This is a genomic window from Paenibacillus polymyxa (assembly GCF_018614975.1).
Classification (GTDB): Bacteria; Bacillota; Bacilli; order Paenibacillales; family Paenibacillaceae; genus Paenibacillus; species Paenibacillus polymyxa_E.
In genome coordinates, this window is record NZ_JAGGNR010000012.1 from 121,170 (window position 1) to 146,757 (window position 25,588).

21 protein-coding genes are annotated in these 25,588 nt (G+C 47.2%); 16 read left to right on the forward strand and 5 right to left on the reverse strand.

The features are described from left to right. Nucleotides 1-51: 51 nt before the first annotated feature. The 6 genes from J7E78_RS11465 (at nt 52) to J7E78_RS11490 (ending at nt 10,549) form a co-directional block, all read left to right on the forward strand. Nucleotides 52-939 carry a carbohydrate ABC transporter permease gene (locus J7E78_RS11465; protein WP_036668619.1) on the forward strand — a complete coding sequence of 296 codons (888 nt, stop codon included), beginning with the start codon at nt 52-54 and terminating at the stop codon, nt 937-939. Continuing rightward, nucleotides 932-1,777: a carbohydrate ABC transporter permease gene (locus J7E78_RS11470; RefSeq protein ID WP_017687022.1), complete on the forward strand. Its 846-nt coding sequence runs from the start codon at nt 932-934 to the stop codon at nt 1,775-1,777. The genes J7E78_RS11465 and J7E78_RS11470 overlap by 8 nt, the downstream gene beginning before the upstream one ends. Nucleotides 1,778-1,867: 90 nt before the next feature. Beyond that, nucleotides 1,868-3,364 carry a glycoside hydrolase family 30 protein gene (locus J7E78_RS11475; RefSeq protein WP_251034976.1) on the forward strand — a complete coding sequence of 499 codons (1,497 nt, stop codon included), beginning with the start codon at nt 1,868-1,870 and terminating at the stop codon, nt 3,362-3,364. Nucleotides 3,365-3,627: 263 nt separating this feature from the next. Next, nucleotides 3,628-6,666 (forward strand): beta-galactosidase, encoded by a 3,039-nt coding sequence (locus tag J7E78_RS11480; RefSeq protein WP_215076323.1) that lies wholly within the window; start codon nt 3,628-3,630, stop codon nt 6,664-6,666. A 489-nt stretch (nt 6,667-7,155) separates the two neighbouring features. Then, entirely contained in the window at nt 7,156-8,496 is a 1,341-nt protein-coding gene (locus tag J7E78_RS11485) for an AbfB domain-containing protein (RefSeq protein ID WP_215076324.1), read from the forward strand. Between the two features lie 208 nt (nt 8,497-8,704). Next, complete coding sequence (locus J7E78_RS11490) at nt 8,705-10,549, forward strand: RICIN domain-containing protein (protein ID WP_215076325.1); 1,845 nt, start codon at nt 8,705-8,707, stop codon at nt 10,547-10,549. Nucleotides 10,550-10,680: 131 nt separating this feature from the next. Here the strand turns inward: J7E78_RS11490 and solA are convergent, their stop codons facing one another. Beyond that, nucleotides 10,681-11,814 (reverse strand): N-methyl-L-tryptophan oxidase, encoded by a 1,134-nt coding sequence (gene solA, locus J7E78_RS11495; RefSeq protein WP_215076506.1) that lies wholly within the window; start codon nt 11,812-11,814, stop codon nt 10,681-10,683. 131 nt (nt 11,815-11,945) lie between these two features. Between solA and J7E78_RS11500 the strand changes: the two genes are divergently transcribed. From J7E78_RS11500 to J7E78_RS11520, 5 genes are all read left to right on the forward strand, one after another. Next, complete coding sequence (locus J7E78_RS11500; protein WP_215076326.1) at nt 11,946-12,503, forward strand: GNAT family N-acetyltransferase; 558 nt, start codon at nt 11,946-11,948, stop codon at nt 12,501-12,503. A gap of 112 nt (nt 12,504-12,615) precedes the next feature. Then, the gene (locus tag J7E78_RS11505) at nt 12,616-13,371 is read left to right on the forward strand and encodes an exodeoxyribonuclease III (protein WP_215076327.1); all 756 of its coding nucleotides are present in this window, start codon (nt 12,616-12,618) and stop codon (nt 13,369-13,371) included. Nucleotides 13,372-13,602: 231 nt separating this feature from the next. Further along, nucleotides 13,603-14,586 carry an alpha/beta hydrolase gene (locus J7E78_RS11510; protein WP_215076328.1) on the forward strand — a complete coding sequence of 328 codons (984 nt, stop codon included), beginning with the start codon at nt 13,603-13,605 and terminating at the stop codon, nt 14,584-14,586. Between the two features lie 50 nt (nt 14,587-14,636). After that, complete coding sequence (locus J7E78_RS11515; RefSeq protein ID WP_215076329.1) at nt 14,637-14,783, forward strand: hypothetical protein; 147 nt, start codon at nt 14,637-14,639, stop codon at nt 14,781-14,783. Nucleotides 14,784-15,340: 557 nt separating this feature from the next. Continuing rightward, nucleotides 15,341-16,318, forward strand: coding sequence for a diaminopimelate dehydrogenase (locus tag J7E78_RS11520; protein ID WP_372238418.1), 978 nt, complete (start codon nt 15,341-15,343; stop codon nt 16,316-16,318). A 78-nt stretch (nt 16,319-16,396) separates the two neighbouring features. On the opposite strand, the gene J7E78_RS11525 is transcribed toward J7E78_RS11520, so the two are convergent. The 3 genes from J7E78_RS11525 to gdhA all read right to left on the reverse strand — a co-directional run bounded on the left by J7E78_RS11525 (nt 16,397) and on the right by gdhA (nt 19,808). Then, nucleotides 16,397-17,251, reverse strand: a complete 855-nt coding sequence (locus J7E78_RS11525) for a pentapeptide repeat-containing protein (protein ID WP_215076330.1) — start codon at nt 17,249-17,251, stop codon at nt 16,397-16,399. A 444-nt stretch (nt 17,252-17,695) separates the two neighbouring features. Then, nucleotides 17,696-18,268, reverse strand: coding sequence for a DUF421 domain-containing protein (locus J7E78_RS11530; protein ID WP_215076331.1), 573 nt, complete (start codon nt 18,266-18,268; stop codon nt 17,696-17,698). Between the two features lie 154 nt (nt 18,269-18,422). Next, nucleotides 18,423-19,808, reverse strand: coding sequence for an NADP-specific glutamate dehydrogenase (gene gdhA / locus J7E78_RS11535; protein ID WP_215076332.1), 1,386 nt, complete (start codon nt 19,806-19,808; stop codon nt 18,423-18,425). 388 nt (nt 19,809-20,196) lie between these two features. Here gdhA and J7E78_RS11540 point away from each other — a divergent pair, with 388 nt between their 5' ends. From J7E78_RS11540 to J7E78_RS11560, 5 genes are all read left to right on the forward strand, one after another. After that, nucleotides 20,197-20,670 (forward strand): GreA/GreB family elongation factor, encoded by a 474-nt coding sequence (locus J7E78_RS11540; RefSeq protein WP_215076333.1) that lies wholly within the window; start codon nt 20,197-20,199, stop codon nt 20,668-20,670. Next, nucleotides 20,660-21,166, forward strand: a complete 507-nt coding sequence (locus tag J7E78_RS11545) for a cation:proton antiporter regulatory subunit (RefSeq protein ID WP_215076334.1) — start codon at nt 20,660-20,662, stop codon at nt 21,164-21,166. Before J7E78_RS11540 ends, J7E78_RS11545 begins: the two co-directional genes overlap by 11 nt. Nucleotides 21,167-21,169: 3 nt before the next feature. Beyond that, nucleotides 21,170-22,375 carry a cation:proton antiporter gene (locus J7E78_RS11550; protein WP_215076335.1) on the forward strand — a complete coding sequence of 402 codons (1,206 nt, stop codon included), beginning with the start codon at nt 21,170-21,172 and terminating at the stop codon, nt 22,373-22,375. 333 nt (nt 22,376-22,708) lie between these two features. Beyond that, nucleotides 22,709-23,425, forward strand: a complete 717-nt coding sequence (gene exlX, locus J7E78_RS11555; protein WP_036668609.1) for an expansin ExlX — start codon at nt 22,709-22,711, stop codon at nt 23,423-23,425. 110 nt (nt 23,426-23,535) lie between these two features. Beyond that, nucleotides 23,536-24,483, forward strand: coding sequence for an alpha/beta hydrolase (locus J7E78_RS11560; RefSeq protein WP_215076336.1), 948 nt, complete (start codon nt 23,536-23,538; stop codon nt 24,481-24,483). 69 nt (nt 24,484-24,552) lie between these two features. Here the strand turns inward: J7E78_RS11560 and J7E78_RS11565 are convergent, their stop codons facing one another. Next, nucleotides 24,553-25,431 carry a PhzF family phenazine biosynthesis protein gene (locus J7E78_RS11565; RefSeq protein WP_215076337.1) on the reverse strand — a complete coding sequence of 293 codons (879 nt, stop codon included), beginning with the start codon at nt 25,429-25,431 and terminating at the stop codon, nt 24,553-24,555. Nucleotides 25,432-25,588: the final 157 nt, after the last annotated feature.

Genomic DNA, 25,588 nt, shown 5'->3' on the forward strand with positions numbered 1-25,588 from the left:
TCGGCGTGAATGCGGGTTCCATCTGCTCTCTGCGTCATGGGAGGGCTTAACGTGAGAAAAAAGGACGGGAAATGGTTCTACATCTTCATCTCGCCTTGGCTGATCGGGTTTCTGGGGCTGACCCTGGGTCCGATCCTGTTTTCCATCTATATGAGCTTCACGAATTGGGATCTGTTCCAGTCCCCTGAATTCATCGGTATCGACAATTACAAAACACTACTGACCGATGATCCGATCTTCTGGAAATCCGTCGGCAATACATTCTTCTATGCACTGATATCCATTCCGCTGGGCATGTCGATCTCGCTCTGGATTGCATATTACCTGAACAAAAAAATCAAAGGGATCACCTTCTTCCGTATTCTGTTCTATCTGCCTTCCGTTGTTCCGGTGGTTGCGAGTTCATTGCTCTTCATCCACTTGCTTGCACCGACTGAAGGATTGATCAACCAGGCACTTGCGATCTTCGGTATTCAGGGTCCTGCCTGGCTTCTTGATCCGAACTGGGTTAAGCCTGCATTGATTCTCATGTCCTTATGGGGTGTGGGGGGTGGCGTGGTATTGCTGCTTGCAGGGATGAAAGGAATACCGCAGGAGCTGTACGAGGCCGCTGCCATCGATGGGGCGAAGAGTACACAGTCGTTCTTCCATATTACATTCCCAATGCTTACGCCCGTCATTTTCTTCAATCTCGTGACTGGCATGATTGGAGCGCTCCAGACCTTCGCGCAGGTATTCATTGTTACTGCCGGGGGACCTGACAATTCAAGTCAGATGGTTGTGCCCTACTTGTTCCAGAATGCGTTCCAATTTTACAAAATGGGTTATGCATCGGCGATTGCCTGGGTATTATTCATCATCATCATGGCGCTCACCCTAGTTGTATTCCGTTCATCGGCGCTATGGGTGCACTACGAGGAGGGAAAAGCCAATGAGTAATCCATCGACTGTGGAGAAGACGATATCCTATATTTTTCTGATTCTGGTCGGGGTGCTGCTTGCTTCGCCTTTCCTGTACATGATCTCCATTGCACTGGCAAGTGACGCAACAACCGTCAAATCAGCCTTTACCTTCGTTCCAATGGAGTTCCAATGGTCGAACTTTTATACCATCTTTACGAACAATAATCTTGGCACGTATCTCAAAAACTCGGTCATCATTACCGTCTTTACGATTGTCGGATCGGTATTATCAGCTTCGATCGTATCCTACGGCTTTGCCCGAATCAAGGCAAAAGGAAGCCGTTTCCTGTTTATTGTATTGCTCAGTACGATGATGATTCCGGGTGAGGTGACGATGGTACCGCAGTTCATCATCTTCCGTCATCTGGACTGGATTAATACATTTTACCCGCTGATCGTACCAAGCTTTTTCGCCGGAGCGTTCAACGTATTCCTGATTCGGCAGTTCGTCATGAGCATTCCAAAATCACTGGATGAAGCCGCCATGATCGATGGTATGGGGCACCCGGGAATCTACTGGAAGATCATCATGCCACTGACTTATCCGATACTTGCTGCCATTGCGATCTTCTCATTCTCCTATAACTGGGGTAACTTCATGGGGCCGCTCATCTATATCAATGATCCGGAGAAAATGCCGCTGGCACTCGGAGTGCAGCTGTTGACTACGGTAGGTGGCGGGCAGATGCCGCCATGGAACCTTGTTATGATCGCTTCCCTCTTCCTCACTATTCCGATGGTGCTGGTATATCTGTTCGGACAACGTTATGTCTATGAAGCCAACATTAGCGGCGGAAGCAGCGGAATCAAGTAATCGAGGTGTCTGTAGTGGTTGTATGTACTGAACCTGATGTTCAAGGTCAATGAAGTAATCAACGTACATGGAGAAAGGATTGTATAGCCCATGGCGCATAAAGAACAACGCAGCAGAGGCAAACGGAGTTATATCCTCATGGGTGTCGCCCTGATTGCTCTGCTGGCAGGAGGAGGAATTGTTATCAATCATTTTGCCAATGAATCATCCAAAACAATTGAGTTCCAAGGGGAACCAGTACGTCTGAAGCTGGATCAGTCCTATAATCATTTTGAAGGTTGGGGTACGTCACTTGCCTGGTGGGCCAACGATCTTGGCGGATGGAAGGATCAGACAAAGGTTAGTGAAGTGATGGATCTGGTCTTTGATCCGGAGAAAGGATTAGGTCTGAACATCGTTCGTTACAATATTGGCGGTGAGGAAAATCCGGAGATGAAAGCTCTTCGTCCCGGCGGGGATGTACCTGGTTTCCAGCCTGAACCTGGAGAGTGGGACTGGGATGCTGATGCAGGTCAGCGTGCTGTATTACAGGGTTCGATGGAGCGCGGCGTGAACATTGCCGAAGCATTCTCCAATTCACCACCTTACTGGATGACGATCAGTGGATCGGTTACCGGAGCCGTAGATGGCAGCAATAATCTGCGTGACGATCAGTATGATGCGTTTGCCGATTACCTGACCGAAGTTGTGAAGCATTATCGGGACGAGTGGGGGATCACCTTCCGCACACTGAATCCGCTCAATGAACCTTCCTCCGACTGGTGGAAGAAGGGCAATATGCAGGAAGGCAGTCATTTTACGAATGAGAAACAGGCCGAGATTATCAAGAAAGTTGCTGCATCGTTGAAGAGCAAAGGACTGGATAGAACCGTCATTAGTGCCGCAGACGATAACAGCATTGATGAGACGGTGTTTAATTTCAACCTCTATGATCAGGACACGCTGGACGTAATCCAGCAGATCAATACCCACTCCTATAATGGTAGCAAAATGGAAGAGCTGCGCACACTGGCAGAACGCCATGGCAAGAAGCTGTGGATGTCCGAGTACGGAACAGGGGGCAGCGAGCCGCACAGTCATGAGGATATGACCTCGGTGCAGGAACTGGCAGAGCGGATCATGTTCGATCTGAAAATCATGCAGCCATCCGCCTGGGTATACTGGCAGGCCGTTGAAGATGAAGGCGCCAATAACAACTGGGGCTTCATTCATGCCAATTTTAACGGTGAAGAGCAGTATGAGATGACCAAGCAGTATTATGGCATGGCCCAGTTCACAAAGTTTATTCGTCCAGGCGCAACGATTATTCCAACGGATGGTGGACGCACGCTGGCTGCCTATGACGCAGAACGTCAGAGACTGGTGCTGGTGATTCGTAATGAATTGTCAGCGGGTACAACAGCGTTTGAATTGGAAGGGTATACGTATGGAAAATCAGCCACCGCTCAGGTGTATCAGACTTCACCGGATCGGAACATGGAACAGCTTGAAGACATTCCGGTGTATGCCAACGGACTTGAAGTGCCTACGGCCGACAATTCCATTACAACGGTTGTACTGGAAGGCGTGACGTTGCAGGCGAACTGATGATTAAGGAATATAAATTGAACTAAATATTTACATCAAATGGAGAGGACAGAAAAAACCTGAAAAAGCGGAGCGTGCGCCTACAAGCTTTCTGCAAGAAGGCTACATCGGAAGCATACGCTATCCCCGGATTTTCCCTTTGAGAGAAAGGGAATCAAAAAATCTGGGGATAACAGCGATTGGAAGGTTGTTCTGTCATCGAAGTGTGCAGTGTAAATAATTTTAGTTCAATTTATATCAATAAAGAGAAGGAGGGTATATCTTTGTCAGAGAAAGCATCCCTTTTGCTGCAGGAACAGGAGAAGAACATCGCCAGGGCTGAGAACGGTGTTCCATCTGAATTAACATACGATGCACGCAGCTTTTTCCTAAACGGAGAGCGTGTATTTCTGAACAGTGCCACGATCCATTATTTCCGTATGCCGAAGGAAGAATGGCGTGAAGTTCTTTTGAAGGCGAAGCTGGCAGGCATGAACTGCATCGATACCTACTTTGCGTGGAATGTGCATGAACCGGAAGAAGGACAGTGGTTCTTTGAAGGGGACAACGATTGCGGAGCATTTCTAGATTTGTGCGCAGAACTCGGCATGTGGGTCATCGCGCGTCCGGGTCCGTTTATCTGTGCGGAATGGGATTTTGGCGGGTTTCCATACTGGCTTGGTACGAAGGACGGCGTGAAATTCCGGGAAAATAATGAGACGTATCTGCACTATGTGAATTTGTATTTTGACCGGATTGTGCCGATCATTCGGAACCGCCAGCTGTCCGCTGGGGGCACGGTCATTCTGGTTCAGGTGGAGAATGAATACGGGTACCTGATGGATGACGCTGCTGCAAGTGACCATATGAATACGCTGAGGGATGGATTGTTGGAACGTGGCATTGACTCTACGCTGATCACTTGCGTTGGCGGGGCGGAAGGCACGATTGAAGGGGCTAATTTCTGGTCAGGTGCTGACGGGCATTATGAGAAACTTCGAGTCAAACAGCCGGACACCCCGAAGATGGTCACGGAATTCTGGACCGGATGGTTCGAGAATTGGGGTGGGCCTTCGGCCATTCAGAAGACAGCGCCTTTGCTGGAAAGACGGATCATGGAGATTCTGCGTGCCGGGTATACCGGGATCAGCCATTACATGTTCTACGGCGGCACAAATTTTGCTGGATATGGCGGCAGAACGATGGGGAGCAGTGACACCTTCATGATTACTTCCTATGACTATGATGCACCGCTGAACGAATATGGACGGGTGACACCAAAATATGCAGTAACCAAGAATCTGTCCTATTTCGTCCATGCTTTCGGGGCCCTTCTGATGGAAACAGAGGAAATTCCAGAAAGACAGAGCGTTGTACGTCATCCTGAAGGCATATCTGTGCGAGGCAGACAGGCTGATAACCAGAAGATTTGGTTCCTGGAGAGTCACAAGGATGAACGGGAGACGATGCACATTACGCTGGAGGGAGGCCGGACTCTTCCCGTATCGCTGAATCCGGGACAGATTGTTCCGTTGCTGGATCGAGTACAGATTGCTGAACACGTATACCTGACTGCGGGTACGATGATTACGGGCAATGAAATGATAAACGGAGAATTGACCCTGTTCATCGTGGCCGCTGCCGGGCAGCGTTCTGTTGTTGAACTGGAAGCAGGGGCACTAAACGTCACGGGCAGTACGGTGCAAGTGCTGGTCGAGCATGATTCAGCAAGGAACGTATACCGCTTCGATCTGTTCCATTTCCAAGAGCCGGGCATGATCCAACTGGAAGCAAACGGCATACCGATCCGTTTCGTCATTCTGGATCAAGAAACGATGAATCGAACATGGCGATTGGAAGCAACAGATCAGAAGGGACTACGTTATGTGATCGGGTTTGATGATGTGGACGTGTTGCCATCTGATCAGGTCAAGGGCATGATCACGGATCCGGATCGCACAATTATGCTGCTTGGTGACTGGACCGATGGAGAACGGACGTTAACAGGTCACGAGTTCTATGCCAGCGAGAAGCCTATTGCAGGCAAACAGCAGCAGCTTCCGTGGACATTACCGAGTGCGCCGACATTGTCTGATTCTCCTGAGATGTCACGTGTTACGTTAACTGCGAAGCAACGTTCGGCGAGTGGACAACCCGAAGACTTTTCCCGGTATGGACAAGATTTTGGTTATCTGTTGTACGAATGTGATTTCGAGAGTTCAACCGAAGGAATCACCAGTCTCATTTTGCCAGATATACAGGATACCGCCAGAATTACAGTCAATGGAGTACAGCAGGCATTGGTTCGTCAGGTAGGTGCCGCAGGAGTGCAGTTGCAGGTGGCCAAAGGGAAGAACACACTTCAGATTCTGGTGCAACATATGGGCAGGTTGAACTTCTCTCCACATCTGGGTGAGAGCAAGGGGCTGGCTGGTGCTGTGTATCTGGATGGCCAAGTTCGGGATATTCGTCGGGATTGGCGTATGGAGAGTGGACTTGTGCATCTCGATGAGGTGAACGCTATACATGGGGCGCCACTTCTGAGCAGAAGTTTTACACTGGATGGCATGGATCGTGCGATTCTCGTGGGTGCACTGAGCAAAGGCCTTCGTATCAATGGCATCGAAGTTCCGATGGAAGGATATCAGGATTGGTTTGCCTTCCAGACGTTAGACATATCCTTGTATATCAAGCCCGGAGAGACGAATACACTGGAAATGCCGTATAGCCGTTCCTCACTGAACCGACTGGAACTGATCACGTATCCGAGTCAGGGAGAACTGAAGGATTGGCGTATGGCAGGAACGGATGCCTTACTTCCGGAACAATGGGAGAGTACTGAAACAGGGCGAGAACTGGCTCAACGTAGCGTACAGGGGTCAATCCTGCGTACGGCACAGTCTGGTGTCGCCAAAATTGGCAATGGGAATGCCAACCCGATGACCAATACCTCAGACGGTGGAGGCTCACGTGCTGCGGTGAGCGAGAAGTCTCAGCCCGCATCTAATGCTCCTCAAGTACAAGGCTCGCACGGTCAGCCTGTCTGGTACCGCTGGCGTTTCGCGAAGCCTGCGGTTTCGGAGCATCATAAAGTGAACCTGATGCTTCGCCTGACCGGGATGAGCAAAGGAACCATTCACCTGAACGGACATCATCTGGGGCGTTACTGGCAGATTGGTCCGCAAGAGGATTACAAGATTCCAGTAGCATGGCTACAGGAAGAGAATGAATTACTTTTGTTCGATGAAGAAGGCAGAACGCCAGAACGGGTACGATTCCTGTTGGATGCGTTATCCCGTTATCCGTGGGTTGTGGTGGAATAGTTCATGTATTGATCGTTAGCTGTCTTACCAATTCTACTATGGTTGAGAACAATAATTGAACCAGGAGAGTTCAAGTTGGAGCATTTTTTTAGAGAAGTGGATTAGGTCGAGAAAGCAGCATCACATACCGCATAAAGTTGATGTTTTATCGTAGCCATAACACCTCATTTTCTTAGCCAAATTCACCTGGGGTTATGAATCATCTGATTCAGTCCTTTGAGTGAATAGGGCTAAGGGAGTGGGGGGAACTATGGTCATCAGGTTTTTACAATAAGCGAGATAACCATTGCAACTTTAAATTTGTAACCGTTTACATAAAAGATGATTGTTCATCCATGATCTGTGAAGGGAGTGATGCTTCATGTAATTGGAATTTGAACAGGTAGTCGCGAGGTGTTGCTCATCAGGGACAGCCCAGAGTACGTTTTGTCTTTGGTAATACAGTAAGGTATTCCTCTGTTCATCACTCATGGATAAGGAGATGACCCAATGTTGACGAAGAAGGAAGAGGGAGTAGGAGTAGGAAAGTCCAATGGCTTCAAGGCCGGAATGATTTTGCTGCTCGGAACATTGCTTCTATTAACGATGTTATTCCCCAATACAGCCAGAGCAGCGACAAGTGTATATACGATATCCGCCTTTACGAACACAAGTGAGTCCAATATGTACATCTATGAATCGTATAATGCAACCCACTATGGTTTGCTAAAAGGGCCAGCCTATACACCTCCGGCCGATCTGATCCGTGATCCCAGCATCATGAAGCACACAGATGGTCTATATTACGTTGTTTACACCACGAACTGGTCGGGTAACACCATCGGCATCGCCTCCAGCCCGGATAAGGTAAACTGGACATTTGTCCGTAACATTACATTATCCACACCTACCACAATCGCACACACCTGGGCACCGGAATGGTTCAAAGACAGTAACGGCAGTCTGAACATTATCGTGTCCCTCTCACCAGGCAACTATCAGAATTTCAAACCTTATGTACTCACAGCTTCAGGTAGCAATCTAACATCTACCTCATGGTCTGCACCTACTGAACTGGCAGGCATTGCTCCCAATTATATCGACACTTTTATTGTGAAGACAGGCTCAACCTATCATGCTTTTACCAAAAACGAGACCACCAAATACATTGAATATGCGACATCCACCTCGCTAACGGGTCCTTATACCTTTAAAGGCACAGGGGATTGGGCAGGTTGGGGTTCTTGGGTGGAAGGACCGGCGCTTGTTCAGCTGGATAATGGTTCATGGCGAATCTACTTTGACGGCTATGCCACACAAAAATATTATTACAGCGATTCTGCTGATAACTTCCAGACTTGGGGTGCCAAACAAGAGATTGCGGGTCTTACCGGACTCGTCCGGCATATGACCGTATTGAAAGAGTCCGGACAACCGGGTGATATCCGCAAGCTGGAGTCCTTCAATGTGCCTGGCAGCTTCATTCGTCACTATAACTATCAGGCACGGATTGATGCGAGTGTCAGTCCGGCGGAGGATGCACAATTCCGTATCGTTCCGGGTCTGGCGAATGCAACAGGTATTTCGTTTGAGTCCATGAATTATCCGGGTTATTTCCTGCGCAATAATAATGGAAGCATCACACTTGTGAAAAATGACGGCAGCACTACATTCCGAAATGACGCCACGTTCAAACGTGTAAATGGACTTGCTAACGCTAGTTGGACATCGTATGCCTCGTTTAGTAACCCGAACCTGTACCTGAGACATTATAATAATGTGCTGAAATTGGAAGCTATCGTTACCGCAATAGATAAGTCAGACGCGACCTTCCGAGAGATTGGGCAATAATGGGTGTTCGTTTTCTAAAATACAAATAAGTTAAACTATACATTTACACGATAACGGAGAGGTCAGAAATAACTTGAAGAAGCGAAGCGTGCGCCTTTATCCCCGGATTTCCCCTTTTAAGGAATAATTAAAAAATCTGGGGATAACAGCGATCGGAAAGTTGTTCTGACATCGGAGTGCAAGTGTAAAATGATAAGGAGTGAAGCGGATGAAGTGGTTAAAACGAATGAGCTCGCTGCTGCTGGCAGGAAGCCTGCTAACAGGCAGCCTGGGGATGGGCAATGAGGTATCTGCTGCAGGAGCATACACGGCTGTTGCCGATCCATCGAAGCAATATCAGACGATGGAAGGATGGGGAACATCCCTCGCGTGGTGGGGCAAAGTGGTTGGAGAATATTCCAATCGGGATGAGTATGTGGAGAAAATGTTCAATGCAAATACCGGACTCGGGCTAAACATCCTGCGGTACAACATTGGAGGCGGGGATAATCCATCGTCCAATATCCTCGAATATCGCAAAGCCGTTCCTGGTTACCAGCCTTCTCCCGGCGTGTATGACTGGAATGCAGATGCAAACCAACGATACATGCTGCAAGCTGCCAAAGCTCAAGGCGTGAATGTCATCGAAGCTTTTGCGAATTCCGCACCTTACTGGATGACGATCAGTGGTAATGTGTCCGGTTCGGCCAATGGTGGGAACAACCTCAAGCCCGATTACTACGATGACTTTGCCGATTACTTAACCGAGGTTGTGAAGCATTTTCGGGATAACTGGGGGATCACATTTGATAGCGTAACTCCGCTGAATGAACCGATCTCGACGTGGTGGAAGCAGGGCAATGACCAGGAGGGCATGCACTTTGACCGGGCGGATCAGAACACCATTCTGAGTCAGGTACAAGCTTCGTTGAATGCGAAGGGCCTGTCCACAAAGCTGAGCGCACCAGAAGAATACAGTATCGATGATACCAATGTGTCGTTCAACAGCTACAGCAATGCGGTTAAATCAGCGATTACTCAGATTAATACGCATACGTATGGCGGAAGCAATCGTACTGCTTTGCGCAACACAGCGACGTCTGCGGGCAAACATCTGTGGACCTCGGAATATGGAGATGGAGATGCAAGTGGACTTACGATGTCACGGACCATCCTCAAGGATATTCGCAATATGGGCGCAAGTGGCTGGGTGTATTGGCAAGCCGTGGATAGTGGAGAAGGATGGGGATTCTTCAAGAACGTGTTGAACAATACACAAACGACCAGCTACACCGTGAACCAAAAATATTATGTCATGGGCAATTACAGCAAATTTATTCGTCCTGGGTACAAGATTATCGGCATGAGTGATGCGAATACCCTTGCGGCTTATGATGCAGCTTCTGGCAAAGTCGTGTTGGTCACAACCAATTCGGAATCGTCGGATACAACAGTAACCTATGATCTCAGTCGTTTTACGAACACAGGCACGTCTGCTCAAGTATATCGGACCTCTTCAACGGAGAAGTTGCAGCAACTGACCAATATTTCGGTGCAAAACAAAACCTTTACCGCTACGGCCAAGGCCAATTCGGTCACAACCTACGTCATTTCCGGTGCAACTTACAATGGCGGTACAGGATATGAATCCGGGGCCATCTACAAATTAATCAACCGCAACAGTGGACTTGCACTCGATGTTAACGGTGCTTCTTCTACGGGTGGAGCAACAATCATTCAGTGGAATGATAATGGAGCAGCCAACCAGCAGTGGAAGCTGGAGTCCGCAGGTAACGGATATTACAACATCCGCAATGTGGGCAGTGGGCTTTTGCTGGATGTGAATTCAAGTTCTACACAAGGCGGAGCCGCTCTGATTCAGTGGCAGGATAACGGGGGCCACAATCAACAATGGCTGCCCATTGATGTGGGAGGATATGTGGTACTTGCGAATCGAAACAGTGGCCTGACGGTTGACATCAATCAAGGTTCTATGACCGCAGGTGCCTCCACGATTCAGTGGGCCGACAATGGCGGAGCCAATCAGCAATGGAGTCTCGTCAAAGTTAATTAGTGTGTGAGTGGGCATGAGTTAACGCTCTTACGTGTCCTTCTTTCTTGGAGGTGCAGTGCTCTAAGCAACACTGCATCCTCTAAGAAAGTAGCTATTTTAGACATACATATATTTATCCACCCGGCAGGTACTTAACGAAAACGGGATAGGGCGAATCTGCTAATATCCTGATCCGTGTGCCCCGTTTGCACCAATTCGGATAGAATCTGTCCAATGGCACTTGCGAACTTAAAGCCATGACCGGAGAAACCACCTGCGAGCCACACACGTTCATGGGCAGGGTGTCGGTCGATAATAAAATCTTCATCCGAAGTGAATTCATACTTGCATACACTACCACGCTTCAATTCTCCTGCTGCCTGAGGCATATGAAGTTCGAGCAGCCTGCGCAGATCCCCCTCGTCCGTTTCTTCCGTACCAAAAGGAGCCATTGTACTTCCTGGTGTCCACACCTGACCAGTATCATGACGACCCATCTTCAGACCTGATCCGCCAATGCTTGGAAATCCATAATATGTACCTTCTTTTCCTGCGAGTGTGAATCCGGGGAAGTGTGCCTCGCCATACAAGGCTTCTGGTGCATCAAACCATCCAACCGTTTTACGCACTGCCTGGATCGGGAGATCTACAAAAGGTTTCAATGTCTGAAACCAGGCACCAGCGCTCAGGATGATTTGTTTGGCATGGTATGTCTCACCACTTGAAGTCTGAACTGCCACGGAATGTGGTCCGTATTCGATATGCTCCACACGAGTGTGAGTTAGCAAGGTGGCACCATGGGCCACGGCTGCCTGGCAAAAGGCACGAATACAGGGTTCACTATACAGATAACCCGCATCAGGCTCATACATGCCCTCGTAATGTTCAGGTACTGTAATACCTGGCCAGCGTTTCATCACCTCGGCTGCGTGCAACGTTTCATACCGAATGCCTGCATCATCTGCATGGCTCAATCGGTTGTGGAAGGAATGAATCTCCGGATCAACCACATTTATTACACCGGAAGGAACAAACAGTTGATCGCCAGTCGTTTCCTCCAGCTCGTGCCATAACTTCTGCGCAAGTAATGCCATGGCAATATAGTCAGGCCCACCACTGTACACATGGCGCATCAGTCTGCTATCCCCGTGATGACTTCCTTCCGTATGCGGAGGATCAAAGGCATCAATTAATAAAGTTTTGCATCCACTGCGCGATAAATAATATCCTGCACTCATACCCATGGAGCCGGCTCCAACGATAATAACGTCATATGATTGTGTGATAACAGCACGTCCTCTCCTATGTATCCTTTTCTACAGTAATGCCTTAATAGAACATATTAATAGTAAAAGCTTGATGAAGGCAAGTGTAGTAAAATGGACTCTTACAATGAATGTTGCAAAGGAGACCAACCATGAGTGAGCAATTTAGGTTTGATCTATTTCCATTAATTCAGACAGAACGATTCATCCTCCGGTCGGCAGAGGCTAGAGACAGCCATGATCTGCTCGCGTTATATTCCGATGAAGCTGTGGTTCAATATATGCCATTCACTCCCTTTGAATCCGTGGAGGATGCGCAGGGTGAGATGAACTGGTATACGAAGATTTTCAAGGAACACACGGGTTTACGCTGGATGATTGAAGACCGTGAAACTCGTAAAGTGATCGGAACCTGTGGGTTCCTGAACTATGAAGTTGTACATAACCGTGCAGAGATTGGATACGACTTGCGTTCCTCTTTCTGGGGCCGCGGTGTTATGACTGAAGTGGCCCGTGCTGTGTTACATTTTGGATTCACAAGCATGCAGCTCAACAAGATCGAAGCAAAGGTTGAACCGGAGAACGAGGCGTCAATTCACCTGTTACATAAACTTGATTTTCAACAGGAAGGTGTACTGCGGCAGCATGAGTTTGAGAAAGGCAGATATATTGACCTTGCGGTGTTCTCCAAGTTACGAAGCGAAATATAGGCAAGCTAGAGCCCTATAAGGAGTTCAATGACTCCATCTCATCCCAAATTCGTAAGGCTTGTCCCCCGGAAGTGGCCCATGCTATATTGGAGAGATGTGAGGAGATGAGGATATGAAGCTGGTGTCCTGGAATGTGAATGGCTTAAGGGCATGTGTAACCAAAGGATTCATGAATTATTATCAGGAGAGTCAGGCGGATATTTTCTGCCTTCAGGAGACCAAATTGCAAGCCGGACAGATTGAGATGGACCTGGGGGAAGATGTCTATCAATATTGGAATTATGCGATCAAAAAAGGATATTCCGGTACGGCTGTATTTAGCCGAATCAAGCCTATATCCGTTCGTTACGGGATGGAGGAGGACAGTGAGCCGGAAGGCCGGATGATTACACTGGAGTATGATGAGTTTTATCTGGTGAACGTTTATACACCTAACGCGAAGCGGGATCTGACCCGACTGCCTTACCGTCTGGAATGGGAGGATCGATTCCGGGGATACATTCTGCAACTGGAGCAGACCAAGCCGGTTATCGTCTGTGGTGACCTGAATGTGGCTCATCAGGAGATCGATCTGAAGAATCCGAAGCCCAATCTGGGCAATTCCGGATTTACGCTTGAAGAGCGTGGCAAGATGACTGATTTGCTTGCTTCTGGTTATGTAGACAGCTTCCGCCATCTGTACCCGGATCGTACGGATGTATACAGCTGGTGGTCTTATATGCCGAAGGTTAGGGAGCGGAACGTGGGCTGGCGCATTGATTATTTTCTCGTATCCAATCAATTGGCACCTAAGGTGGCAGATGCGCATATCGACTGCCATGTAATGGGCAGTGATCATTGCCCGGTGGGTCTTACTTTGCAACTATAGGTAAGGATCATCGTGAGTTAGATTGAGGTATGAGTTTTAGAATACAAATATAGAAGAACTGCAAGTTTCCTTAATTGGAGATTTGCAGTTTTTTGCGTCACAGGTAGGGGAAGGACACTGGACTTTGGTTGGGGAAAGAACTGGACTCGGGATTGTTTCAATCCCGCTATTTCTTGGGTACGATTGAAGCATACATATATAGATGAACCTTTGGGGTAAGGGGTAGAGAAGATGAAGAAGGGGTTACGGAGAGGGTTAAAAGTGCTGGGAGGCATCATGCTTGCCACAGGACTTTTGCTGATGGCAGGTACAGCGTATGAAGCGTATCAATCCACGCAGGATATGAAGTCCTATCCCCCGCCAGGCAAGTATTATGAAGTGAGTGGTCGCAATATGCACCTCTACACTGCTGGCAAAGGAGAGGTAACCGTGGTGTTTGCCTCAGGCTGGGGTACACCTAATCCGTATGTGGATTTCAGTCCGCTGTATGACAAGTTGAAATCACAGGTAAAAATTGCGGTATATGATCGGTTCGGGTATGGATATAGCGACTATACGGATGAACCTCGTGATGTCGATACCATCTCGGAAGAGATCCACCAGTTGCTGCGAACATCCGGTCAACGTCCACCTTACATCATGGTCGGTCACTCCCTGGGTACGCTGGAGACACTGCGGTTTGCGCAAAGGTATCCTGATGAGGTGGCTGGCATGGTCATGATCGATGGAGGCAGTCCGGAGTATTACAGTACGGTGGAAATGGATACGCCCGAATGGTATTTTACTTCAGTCCGATTCCTGGTTAAAACAGGCATTGCGCGTACATTACTGCATTCGGATCAGATGATGGCGTCTCTGGTCATTGATCCAAATCTGGTAACGGAACCGATGAAAAAGGCCGTCACGATATCCACGCTGAGACATGCGTACAATGACAATGTCATGGAAGAGGTTCGGAATTCCAGAACAAATGCAGCGTGTGTGCTTGAGAACAAAACGAAGTTTGAATTTCCCCTGACGATCCTGACAGCAGGTTCGGAGGAGTTGGATGAGGACAGTCGGGCATGGCAGGCTGACCAAGCGGATTTTGCTTCATGGTCAAGACACGGAACACAGCTGACGGTTCCACAAGCGACACACAGTATCCACAACAGTCAACCGGATATTGTCGCTGCCGAAATCATGAAATTAGTGACAACGTCCAGTGACCTGTGAGTAAGATAATCCCACAAACACATGATGAACAGGATGAGGAGGAGGGATGGATGAAAAAGTTTAGAGTGATCACCCGATTCCTCTCCATTCTCGTAGCCAGTTGTCTATTGTCTTTATGTGTATTATCTGTATCTGTGATATGGGTCAAGAATAACGTTCATGCCGTGCCTGTGATCCAGCCGTTTGAACGTGATTAGCACATAAAATGAAGAAGAAGGAGTGGTAACGGATGGTGAAGAGAAGGACTATTTATTGGCCTGTGCGGCACTGGCGATGATGGTGGCCTTGAGTGCTTGCTGCAGCGCGGCAGACGAACCAAGTAATACGGTTCTCCACTGAACAAGATATGAAAACCGTATCCCGGCTGTATAAAGATTACTTCAACGCCAAAATTTGACGGATGCGGGTCAGACGATCGATGACAAAAATATTATCATTCAGGAAACCGATCCAAAGACGCAGGATGTCTGGTCCTTGATTGGAGGAACATTAACGTGACAGGAAGGCGTCATTGAACTGACGTTGACCTGGACAGAATCATAAGCAGAAGATAAGGGCTATTTTTCTTTCCTGCTTTCTGTCTTCCTGAAATAACGAATGAACGCCATAATACCTTGCATACGGAGCCGCATTATTGCTGCACCGCTGCAAGGTATTTTTATTTCGAACTGGAAACCTGACAGGTTACATGGTATGTTATATCATTATAATAGATTAATAGACAACTATAGAAGAAGACAGGAGAGGATTGAACATGATTAGAGTGGGTATTGTGGGTTACGGTAACTTGGGTAAGGGTGTAGAGAAAGCCATTTCCCAGAACGAGGATCTGGAACTGATTGCTGTGTTTACACGTCGGAATCCGGAGCAGATGGTCGCTGAAAGCACAGAAGTACGTTTTGAGCATATCTCTGCAGCGGAGCAATACATAGGCAAGATTGATGTGATGATCCTCTGTGGTGGCTCTGCAACCGACCTTCCAGAGCAGACACCAGCCATCGCCAAGTTGTTCAATACGGTAGATAGCTTCGATACACATGCGAAGATTCCTGAATTTTACAAAGAAGTGAATGCTGCGGCAGAGCAAGGCGGTCACGTAAGTGTTATCTCCACTGGTTGGGACCCAGGCTTGTTCTCCATGAACCGTCTGCTTGCACAGTCCATCCTGCCAGAAGGAAAAGAGTACACGTTCTGGGGCAAAGGTGTGAGCCAAGGCCACTCGGATGCTATTCGTCGTGTTCCGGGTGTTAAGGCGGGTGTACAGTATACTGTACCTGTTGAAGAGGTGATCAACCGCATTCGTGCAGGGGAGACGCCAGAGTTGTCTACACGTGAGAAACATCTGCGTCAATGTTATGTGGTAGCAGAAGATGGTGCCAATCAGGATGAGATCCGTGAGACGATTGTGTCGATGCCTAACTACTTTGCAGATTACGATACAACTGTAACGTTCATTAGCGAAGAAGAATTGAAATCCGAGCATGAAGGTATGCCGCATGGTGGATTTGTAATTCGCAGTGGGGTTACAGGTGCCGGTCAAAAGCAAATTATTGAATTTGGTCTGAAACTCGACAGCAATCCTGAATTTACAGCAAGTGTACTTGTGGCGTATGCAAGAGCCGCACAACGCTTGAGCGTGGAAGGACATAAGGGAGCGAAAACGGTATTTGATATTCCGCTCGGTCACCTGTCCCCGAAATCGGCTGAAGATCTTCGCCGCGACTTGTTATAATTCTGCTTCGTTCTTGTAGTTTTCAATAACAAACAGCTCGTCCTTGGATATATAGGACGAGCTGTTTTTTGTTTTTTGCTACACCCAGTGTGAGGGAATGTTGAGATGATCAGGTAACTTGGTATTCACATTACCTTTGGCTGCATTAATCTGGGATTGCGTCAGGAAGATGCCACCTCTCAGGTCTGCATCGCCCAGATCCGTATCCCGCAAGTCCGCGCCAATCCAATCCGCATTTCGTGTGTCTGCATTTCGGAGATCGGCTGCGATCATTAAAGCCCCTCGGAAGCTTGCCCCCCGCAGGTCAGCCCCGTTTAAATTGGCACCAAAAAAGTCACTTCCGGTACGTTTTTTACTCTTCTTCGACTTCCCTTGTCCATGAGCGGTGGGGGGCACATTCGCACGTACCATCTCACTTGCCTGGACCAAGAGTTGATTCACACTGAATCGATAATTGGCGATGTCCAGACGGAGGAGTGCAGCAGGCTCCAGATTGCTCAAGTGCTCAATCTCCTCATATAACTTACCAAATGCCGAGTGAAGGGATGACGTCTCCGGTCTCATCATCATTTCCTTCATATAACTGAGCAACTCGTGAAGTTGTCGCAAGGCAGGCAGACACTCGAACATCTCGTTTGCAGACTCTGGATGATCACGCCAATCTTTTCCCGCGTAGGTCACTTGAGACAGCTTCTGTCCAGCTCCGAAACAGTCATATACCGTGCAACCTTTGAACCCTTTCTGCCGAAGCTGGGTATGGATACCGCAGCGATTGTCCGTGCGCAGATTGGGACAGGGTGTGCCGCTGGCTTTATCAAAAGCAAAGTCAGATGACTTGCCATAGGGCAAGGCAACACAGCACAGGCCAAAACATTGCTCACAGTCTGCGCTAAGATGAGGACTCGCAGTGCTGGCAAATGGTTGGTTAGACAATGTAAACACTTCCTTATAATAGTACAAATAGATGGAATTACGTCAGTACCACTTTACCATTGCCTTGCGATTAGAGCAATTCTAATCAGTTTTCTCGTTCTATCCATCGAAGGTATGGAAGAAGCCGAGTGAGTTGCCTTTACAATTGAGTTACTCAAGGGAGAAAGGATATGAGCTACTCCTCATGTGGAGGACAACAAATGCATACAAGGAAGATGGGAATTCGTGTATGGATTGCAGTATTGATAACGAGTTGTTGTGTGGCTATAGGCAGGATGGAAGATATGCGATTGATCATGCCCTAGTGAACATATAGATGAAACAAACCGCCTTCCATCATCGGGGAGAGCGGTTTGTTTCATCTCATGTGGTTACCCTATCAAGAGGGAATACAGATGAATTATCATGCATGGTAGGTCAGCAGATCAGTATATCCGCACAGGGTTATTCTAGCTTGGGATCGATAGGATACTTATGACTGCCCGTACTTACTTCCTGAAAGATATCATTCGAATTGGTATTTGTTAGATTGGGAGTACCTCCCAACAGTTTTTCCAAATCACCCATGGTGACGGGACGAGCGTGCGGCTTTAGAGCATAAGCAAGTTGGCCATTCGGTTCCAATGTTGCTATCTCCAGATCGCTCAGGTTGGATATTCCATTTAGTCGTAACTGGGTTTCTAACTGATCTACGGTGTACCGCATTTTTTTTAAATTTGTAATGCTGATCTCACCATTCTCTACCACGATTTTGGAGCTTCCGCTCAATAACTGTTCGAACAGATTAAATTTAATCTTTAGTCTCTCTACCAAGAGCAGTGTTGCAAAAAAAATGGTGGCTGATCCAATTGCCTTTCCTAGTTCTTGATTTGCAACAGGTTGCACAATGGTTGTACCGATTGAGATCATGATGACTGTAGTAGCGACATTCATTTGTGAGATTGATTTGCGCCCTGCAATTCGTAGAAGAATCATACCTACGAGTACTAACAAAATGGATTTCCATATCCAGTCCATGGTGATTCTCCTTTAATTCAAATATTATCTTTTTTCGTTAAAGGTAGCTTGTTCTGGAGATGGAATGTTTATACAACAAATCAGCAAGCGTTTCTCTGTTGATTACTGAGAGACGCTTGCTGATTAAAGTTATTTTATATCATTCCTATTAGTATCAGACTACACCTTGAGCAATCATGGAATCGGCTACCTTGAGGAAACCGGCGATATTCGCTCCGGCAACGAGGTTGCCTTCACAACCATACTCTTCTGCAGCTTCTACACAGCTGTTGTAGATGTTCTTCATGATGTCATGCAGCTTCGCGTCTACTTCTTCAAATGACCAGGACAACCGCATGCTGTTCTGTGACATTTCAAGAGCAGACACGGCTACACCGCCAGCATTCGCCGCTTTGGCTGGACCGAACAGCACACCTGCGCCGTGGAAGACGTCAATGGCAGCCAGGGTGGAAGGCATATTTGCGCCTTCGCCAATGGCCTTCACGCCACCTTTGACCAGAAGGGCCGCAGCTTCTTCATCGATCTCATTTTGCGTTGCACACGGAAGAGCAATATCACAAGGAATAGACCAGATGCCTTCACAGCCTTCGGTATATGTTGCATGCGGATGTTCTTTGATGTATTCACTGATGCGAAGACGATCAACCTCTTTCAGACGTTTCACGGTATCCAGGTTGATGCCTTGTGGATCGTATATGTAGCCGCCTGAGTCACTGCACGCCACGACTGTAGCTCCAAGCTCCTGGGCCTTCTGAATAGCATAGATGGATACATTACCAGAGCCAGAGACAACAACTGTGCTGTCTTGGAAGCTGAGGTCTTTGGATTGCAGCATCTCCTTCACGAAGTACACACAGCCGAAGCCAGTTGCTTCCTTACGTGCCAAGCTTCCTCCGTACAACAGACCTTTTCCTGTCAACACGCCTGCTTCATGCCCGCCATGGATACGTTTGTATTGGCCGAACATGTAACCGATTTCCCGTGCGCCAACACCAATGTCACCTGCCGGTACATCCGTATCGGAACCGATATATTTGTACAGCTCTGTCATGAAGCTTTGTGTGAAACGCATGACTTCCAGATCCGATTTCCCTTTGGGATCGAAGTCAGAACCGCCTTTACCACCACCGATGGGCAGACCGGTCAACGCATTTTTGAAGATCTGTTCGAAGCCAAGGAACTTGATGATGCCCGAATATACAGAAGGATGGAAGCGAAGTCCGCCTTTGTAAGGGCCAATGGCACTGTTGAATTGCACCCGGAATCCACGGTTAACCTGAACTTTGCCCTTATCATCTACCCATGGGACACGAAATGTGATTACACGTTCGGGTTCAACAAGCTGTTCCAGCAGACTATGGTTCCTGTATTTGGGGTGTGCTTCAATAACAGGAATAAGGGAATCCAGAATTTCTTTGACAGCCTGATGAAACTCATCTTCATACGGATTTCTGGCGACAACCGACTCATAAACGGAATGAACATATTCTGCGGCAGTAACTTGAACGGACTCTGTAGTTTCTTTTGTTATCGTGGACACTTTTTCGATGCACTCCTTTATTGTGTTAAAGTCTGTAGATGCTTATTTGCATAAATTGAATAAAAGTTTGTAGTTAAATATACAGGAAAGCAAATAAAAATACGAGATAAAAAACTATAAAATGTTTTTTATGCAGTAATTAAAATGTTCTATGGATCTACCACATGATGTGAAGAATTAAGTTATTAAATGGAAGATATGACCACAAGTGATAATAAAAAAGCAAGTTAGACGAATATACTGGATTAAAATATTAGTTTTGGTAAGATGGTAAGAAGGTCTCGTATCCCGGGGTCTTTTTATAATAAAAAGGAGGAAAACAAGATGATGAAGAGAAACATGCCAATTAACATGGAGAACAAGGCTTGTATAGGGGGTGAAATCTACTATGAACCATAGGACTTCCCGCCATAATTGCAGAGAGAAGCTGGTGAGCCAGCTATTTACATTCGGTGAAGAGAAAAGAACATTTCTCGACGCCTATTTCGACGTGCGCGATCCAGAGCGTGTACAATTGGAAAAACAACTGTCGGCGTATACAGAGTATGTGGAAAAACTGCTCCTGGGTCCTGATGAAGATCTGGATTCGGCTGTATTGATCGGCAGTCATATTGATTTTGAATATCTCGATTTTCATACGTCAGATTCGTTCATGATTGTTATGCCAGAAGATACCAATCCTGATGAGGGTCGTATTTCCTTCCTCTCTCCAGTAGGGAGTCAATTACTGCTTGGCAGTAAAGGGGAAGTTAGGTCTGTTCATACACCATCAGGTTCCATGAGAATCCGCATTACGAGGATTGAGCTGAGGAGCGAAACCTTGAACGAGCCGGCCCTAGGGGGTGCAGATCATGCACTTTAAAGAGACAGACTTACCAGGGATTGGACGTAAATACTGGCTGCACACCCGTAGTGGTGAGCACTTGGTCATTGTGATCCATAACGACGAAAGGCGTGACCTGTTCCATATGGAGTCAGGGGATACGCCTGAAGAGGTGGGTGATATGGTATCTCTTGTCACCTTGGATGATGATGAAGCTCGGGCAGTAGCCGCCATCGTTGGTGGTATGACCTATAAACCGAAGTTTCAGGATGAGCGTGAAGTGATGCTTGAAGGGTTGCTAATCGAATGGCTACGGATTGAGCCTCACGCCGCAAGCGTAGGCATGACGATTGGTGAACTGGATATCCGTCAGGTTACGGGCGCCGTTATTCTCGCTGTTGTAACCAGGGATAAGGAGAAGCATTTTAATCCAGGTCCGGATTATGCTTTTACCGCTGGAGCTACAATTGTAGTTGCCGGTGAACGGAATCAGATCAAACATCTCAAACAATTGTTGACTGATGGACGGACTTAGCCTATGGATATGCTCATATTCGAAGTGGGAATTGCCGTTGCGCTGATTACACTTACTGGGCTGATATCTTCACGATTACGATTTTCGGTCATTCCTTTTTATATCCTGATTGGTATGGCTGTTGGACCACATGCACCACAGATCGGCATAGTGGATTTACGTTTTATCGAAAGTTCGACCTTTATTGAATTTATGGGTAGACTTGGCATTTTGTTTTTGCTATTTTATCTGGGTTTGGAATTCTCGGTCTCCCGGTTATTAAAGTCTGGTAAAGCCATTCTGACCGGGGGCATGTTCTATGTTGGTCTGAATTTTGTCTCTGGATTGTTGTTGGGATGGTTCATGGATCTGCCCCTGCAGGAGACACTTGTTGTCTGCGGGATCATGACCAGCTCTTCTACAGCCATTGTAGCTAAAGTGCTCGTTGATCTGAAACGCACGGCAAACCCTGAAACAGAGATTATTATGGGCATGATCATGTTTGATGACTTGTTCATCGCGATTCATATCTCCATCCTGACCGGGCTTGTGCTCAGCGGGGCAACTTCATTCTTAAGTGTTCTACTGGTATCGCTGTCTGCCCTGCTGTTTATTGTGCTGTTCCTGATTATTGGCAGGAAAAGCATCAAATATATTGATAAGGCACTGAATATCAAGTCATCAGAGTTGTTTCTGCTTACCGTCATGACACTGCTCTTCCTGGTGGCTGGTTTCTCGGAGACACTGCATGTAGCAGAAGCCATTGGAGCATTGATGATGGGGCTTGTGTTGGGCGAATCAAGACATGTGAGTCGGATTGAACATCAGATCATGCCTTTCAAAGATTTTTTTGGTGCAATTTTCTTCTTCAGTTTTGGGCTGACCATCGAGCCGGCTTCACTTGGCGGAGCTATTGGGATGACGATTATTGCCGTTATTCTGACGATCGCCAGTAACTATGGTGCAGGTATGATCGCTGCCAGACTGGCTGGAATGAGCCCTAAAGCATCATTAAATGTGGGCTTTACCCTGGTCTCGCGGGGCGAATTCTCCATTATCATGGCGAACATCGGCAAGGCCGGAGGGCTGATGGCATCCATCCAATCGTTTGCCGTATTGTATGTGTTAATTCTGGCTGTGCTGGGGCCGATCCTGACAAAAGAATCTCCACGGATCTACGCTCAGTATGCGCGACTAAGGAAGCGGATGAAACGAAGGGGAACGGGTTGAGTCAAACGCTGACTGTCCTTGGACAGACGGGGTATTCTGACCGTAGTGTTTAAGCGTCACACCATTCGGAGAGCGAAATTACTCCGGGGTGTGGCGTTTTTTTATTACTGGGAACCCATCCATACAGCCTTGTTATTATACCTATTTAACCATTTTATGGTATGTATCCATATCTTGTGCGTGGTCGTGAATGTTTAAGTCTAGAGGCAGGACTTTGGATGTAATTTGGCTGAAATAGATTGAAAATAAGAAGTTATTATGTAAAATAATGTTATATTCATTTCTAGCAGTTGAATGGATATTTTACACGAGAACGTAGAGGAGGAATAGCTCATGAACAAGAAAAGTAGATTTCAACGGTTAAAATGGGCCGGTACAGGAATGTTGCTCAGTCTCGTATTATTTGCTCTGCCTGCATCTGCTGCATGGAACGATACATATCAGGGTTACGCGACGTATACAGGCTCGGGTTACTCGGGAGGTGCAGTGTTGCTTGATCCCATCCCAGCGGACATGAAGATTACTGCACTTAATCCGTTTCAACTCAATTATAATGGTGTCAAAGCCGCTTTAGCGGGAGCCTATCTCGAGGTGCAGGGTCCTAAAGGCAAAACAACCGTCTATGTAACAGACCTTTATCCAGAAGGCGCCAGCGGAGCGCTGGATCTCTCACCGAATGCCTTTAACCTGATCGGTGACCCAAAGGCAGGCAAAATCGATATCAGCTGGAAAGTGGTCAAAGCTCCAATTCAAGGCAATGTCTCTTATCGGATCAAGGAAGGCAGCAGTCAGTGGTGGGCAGCCATTCAGGTTCGTAATCACAAATATCCGGTGCTAAAGTTCGAAGTGAAACAGAAGGATGGTACGTGGCTCAATCTTGAAAAGCAAGACTATAATCATTTCCTCGGAACTGGACTGGGCAAAGAAAAACTAAACGTTCGTATTACCGATATTCGCGGTCAGGTATTGAATGACACGATCCCGGCTCTGCCTAATGATGGGTCAGGCGGTGCATATATCGTACCGGGCAATGTACAGTTTCCCGATTGACAGATATACGGAAGGTGTTATAAAAAGAAGTATGGTCATAGACGTATTTTTAACGAAAAGTCGTACACTGTACGGCTTTTTTTGTATACGAAAAGAGGAGAATGTACCGTATGAAAAAAAGTTTGCCTTCATATCAGTCAACACATCCCTATTGGAAACAGTATCAGGCCTTTTTCCCGGAAGAAGTGAGGCTAGGGGAGCATACAGCTCCTGAGGAGGAATGGTGGGAGTCAAATGGGGTTCATCTGCATATCGATCGCTTACCTGCATCGGAGTCTTCAATCAAAATTCTGTTCATTCATGGTGCGGGAGGCAATGGCAGGTTGCTCGCTCCGTATGCCCGCATGTTGCAGCGACATGGATATGAGGTGGTATCGCCTGACCTTCCACCGTATGGGTTGAGTTATGCAATGTCTGGTACACGAATCAACTACGAACTATGGATAGAGCTGCTTGTTTCACTCATCGAACGGGAATACAAGAATGACGGTAAGCCAATCGTTGTATTGGGAAGTAGCATCGGAGGTATGCTTGCCTATCACACCAGTGCACGCAGCAAGCGCGTTAAGGGCTTGATCGCAACTACATTTGTAGATACGAGTAACCCGGAAATGCGTGACCAGCTTGCGCCGAATCGTCTGGTGAGCCGGGCGGGAAAACGGTTGATGGATCTGTTCCCTGGTCTGCTGGATCATGTACGTATTTCGGTCAAACAGGTATCCCGAATGCAACTGATTACTAATAACAAGGACCTAACCCGGCTTATTATGAATGATCCACAAGCGGCAGCTACACGTATTCCGTTGGAATTATTAAGAACATTCCTTAATAAAAAACCGGAGGTAAGCCCGGAACAGTTCAGCCAGTGTCCGGTCCTGCTGGTTCACCCTGAACTGGACCCCATGACACCGATCAGGTTCAGCCAATCTTTTTTTGATCGTCTGGTGGTGGATAAGGAATGTGTGATTTTGGAGGGTGCAGGCCATTTTCCTATAGAGCAGCCAGGACTGAACCAGTTGGAGGTAGCGGTACTACGATTTTTACAACAAATTCAATGATGACCACAGGCTGCTACACTGCTTCGCACAAGTTAGTTTACATATCTTTAGTACGGACAACACCTCCCATTATGGGAGGTGTATTTGAATGTTTTCGATATGAACTGCGCTACCGCCAACCTGAATCTGTGTGATTTCATTGGAATTGTCCAAAGTTAATCTGGCTCGGATCTCGGAGGGGCGGTTCATAGTATACCCTTGTCTGATCGTGTACGTGTGAAGATGAGGATCTGTAAGCTTGTTGTACTGGGATAGATAACAGAGCATGGCACCATTGGATGTGCCCGTTGCGCTCTCTTCCGGTATATCATAAAGCGGTGCAAAATTACGGCATTCTGCCAGAACGTCCATAACATCTGATTCGAGTGTAAACACGTGATAACCTATGGCAGAATGAGCCTTGCATATTTCAGTGATACGCTGGAAGTCAGGATCGATTTTGGTCAGAACATCAACATCTTTAACGGCTATCATGATATCGGGTAGCCCGGTCGACATAATCTGTACAGGTAGTTCGGAATGCAAATCCTCCATAGAAATACGTAACGAATCGGCAATCTGCTGTCGATCCACGATCTCCCCAAACTCCGGCAACGTCTGAGACAGATAGACTTCTCCATTGACTGCGATATCAACTTTAAGAATCCCGGCCAGAGTCTCCAGTGTATATGTACCAACATTAACGAGATGTTGTGTCTTCATTAGATGAAATAAAGCAATTGTGGCATGTCCACATAGTTCGACTTCATCACTTGGGGTAAAATAACGCACTTTGAAATCAGCCTGATCCGACGGCATAACAGATGCAGTCTCTGAAAAACCGACTTGTCTGGCAATCTCCTGCATCTGGGTTTCAGACAAATGCACTGCTTGTAAAACAACACCTGCAGGGTTTCCGCCATGAGCCTTGTCCGAAAACGCATGTAATGTATGTACTTCTACTTCCATCGTGTTACCTCGCTTGTTCAGTTATTGGGTTAAATTTAACATAATCGATAATCGACATTATATCACGATTGTTGAACTGGCTTGTGAATCTCAGATTGCTGTGAATTTTTGAATGAATAGGTCAAGTGATCGCTGGGAAAGGGTAATGAAGGGAGAG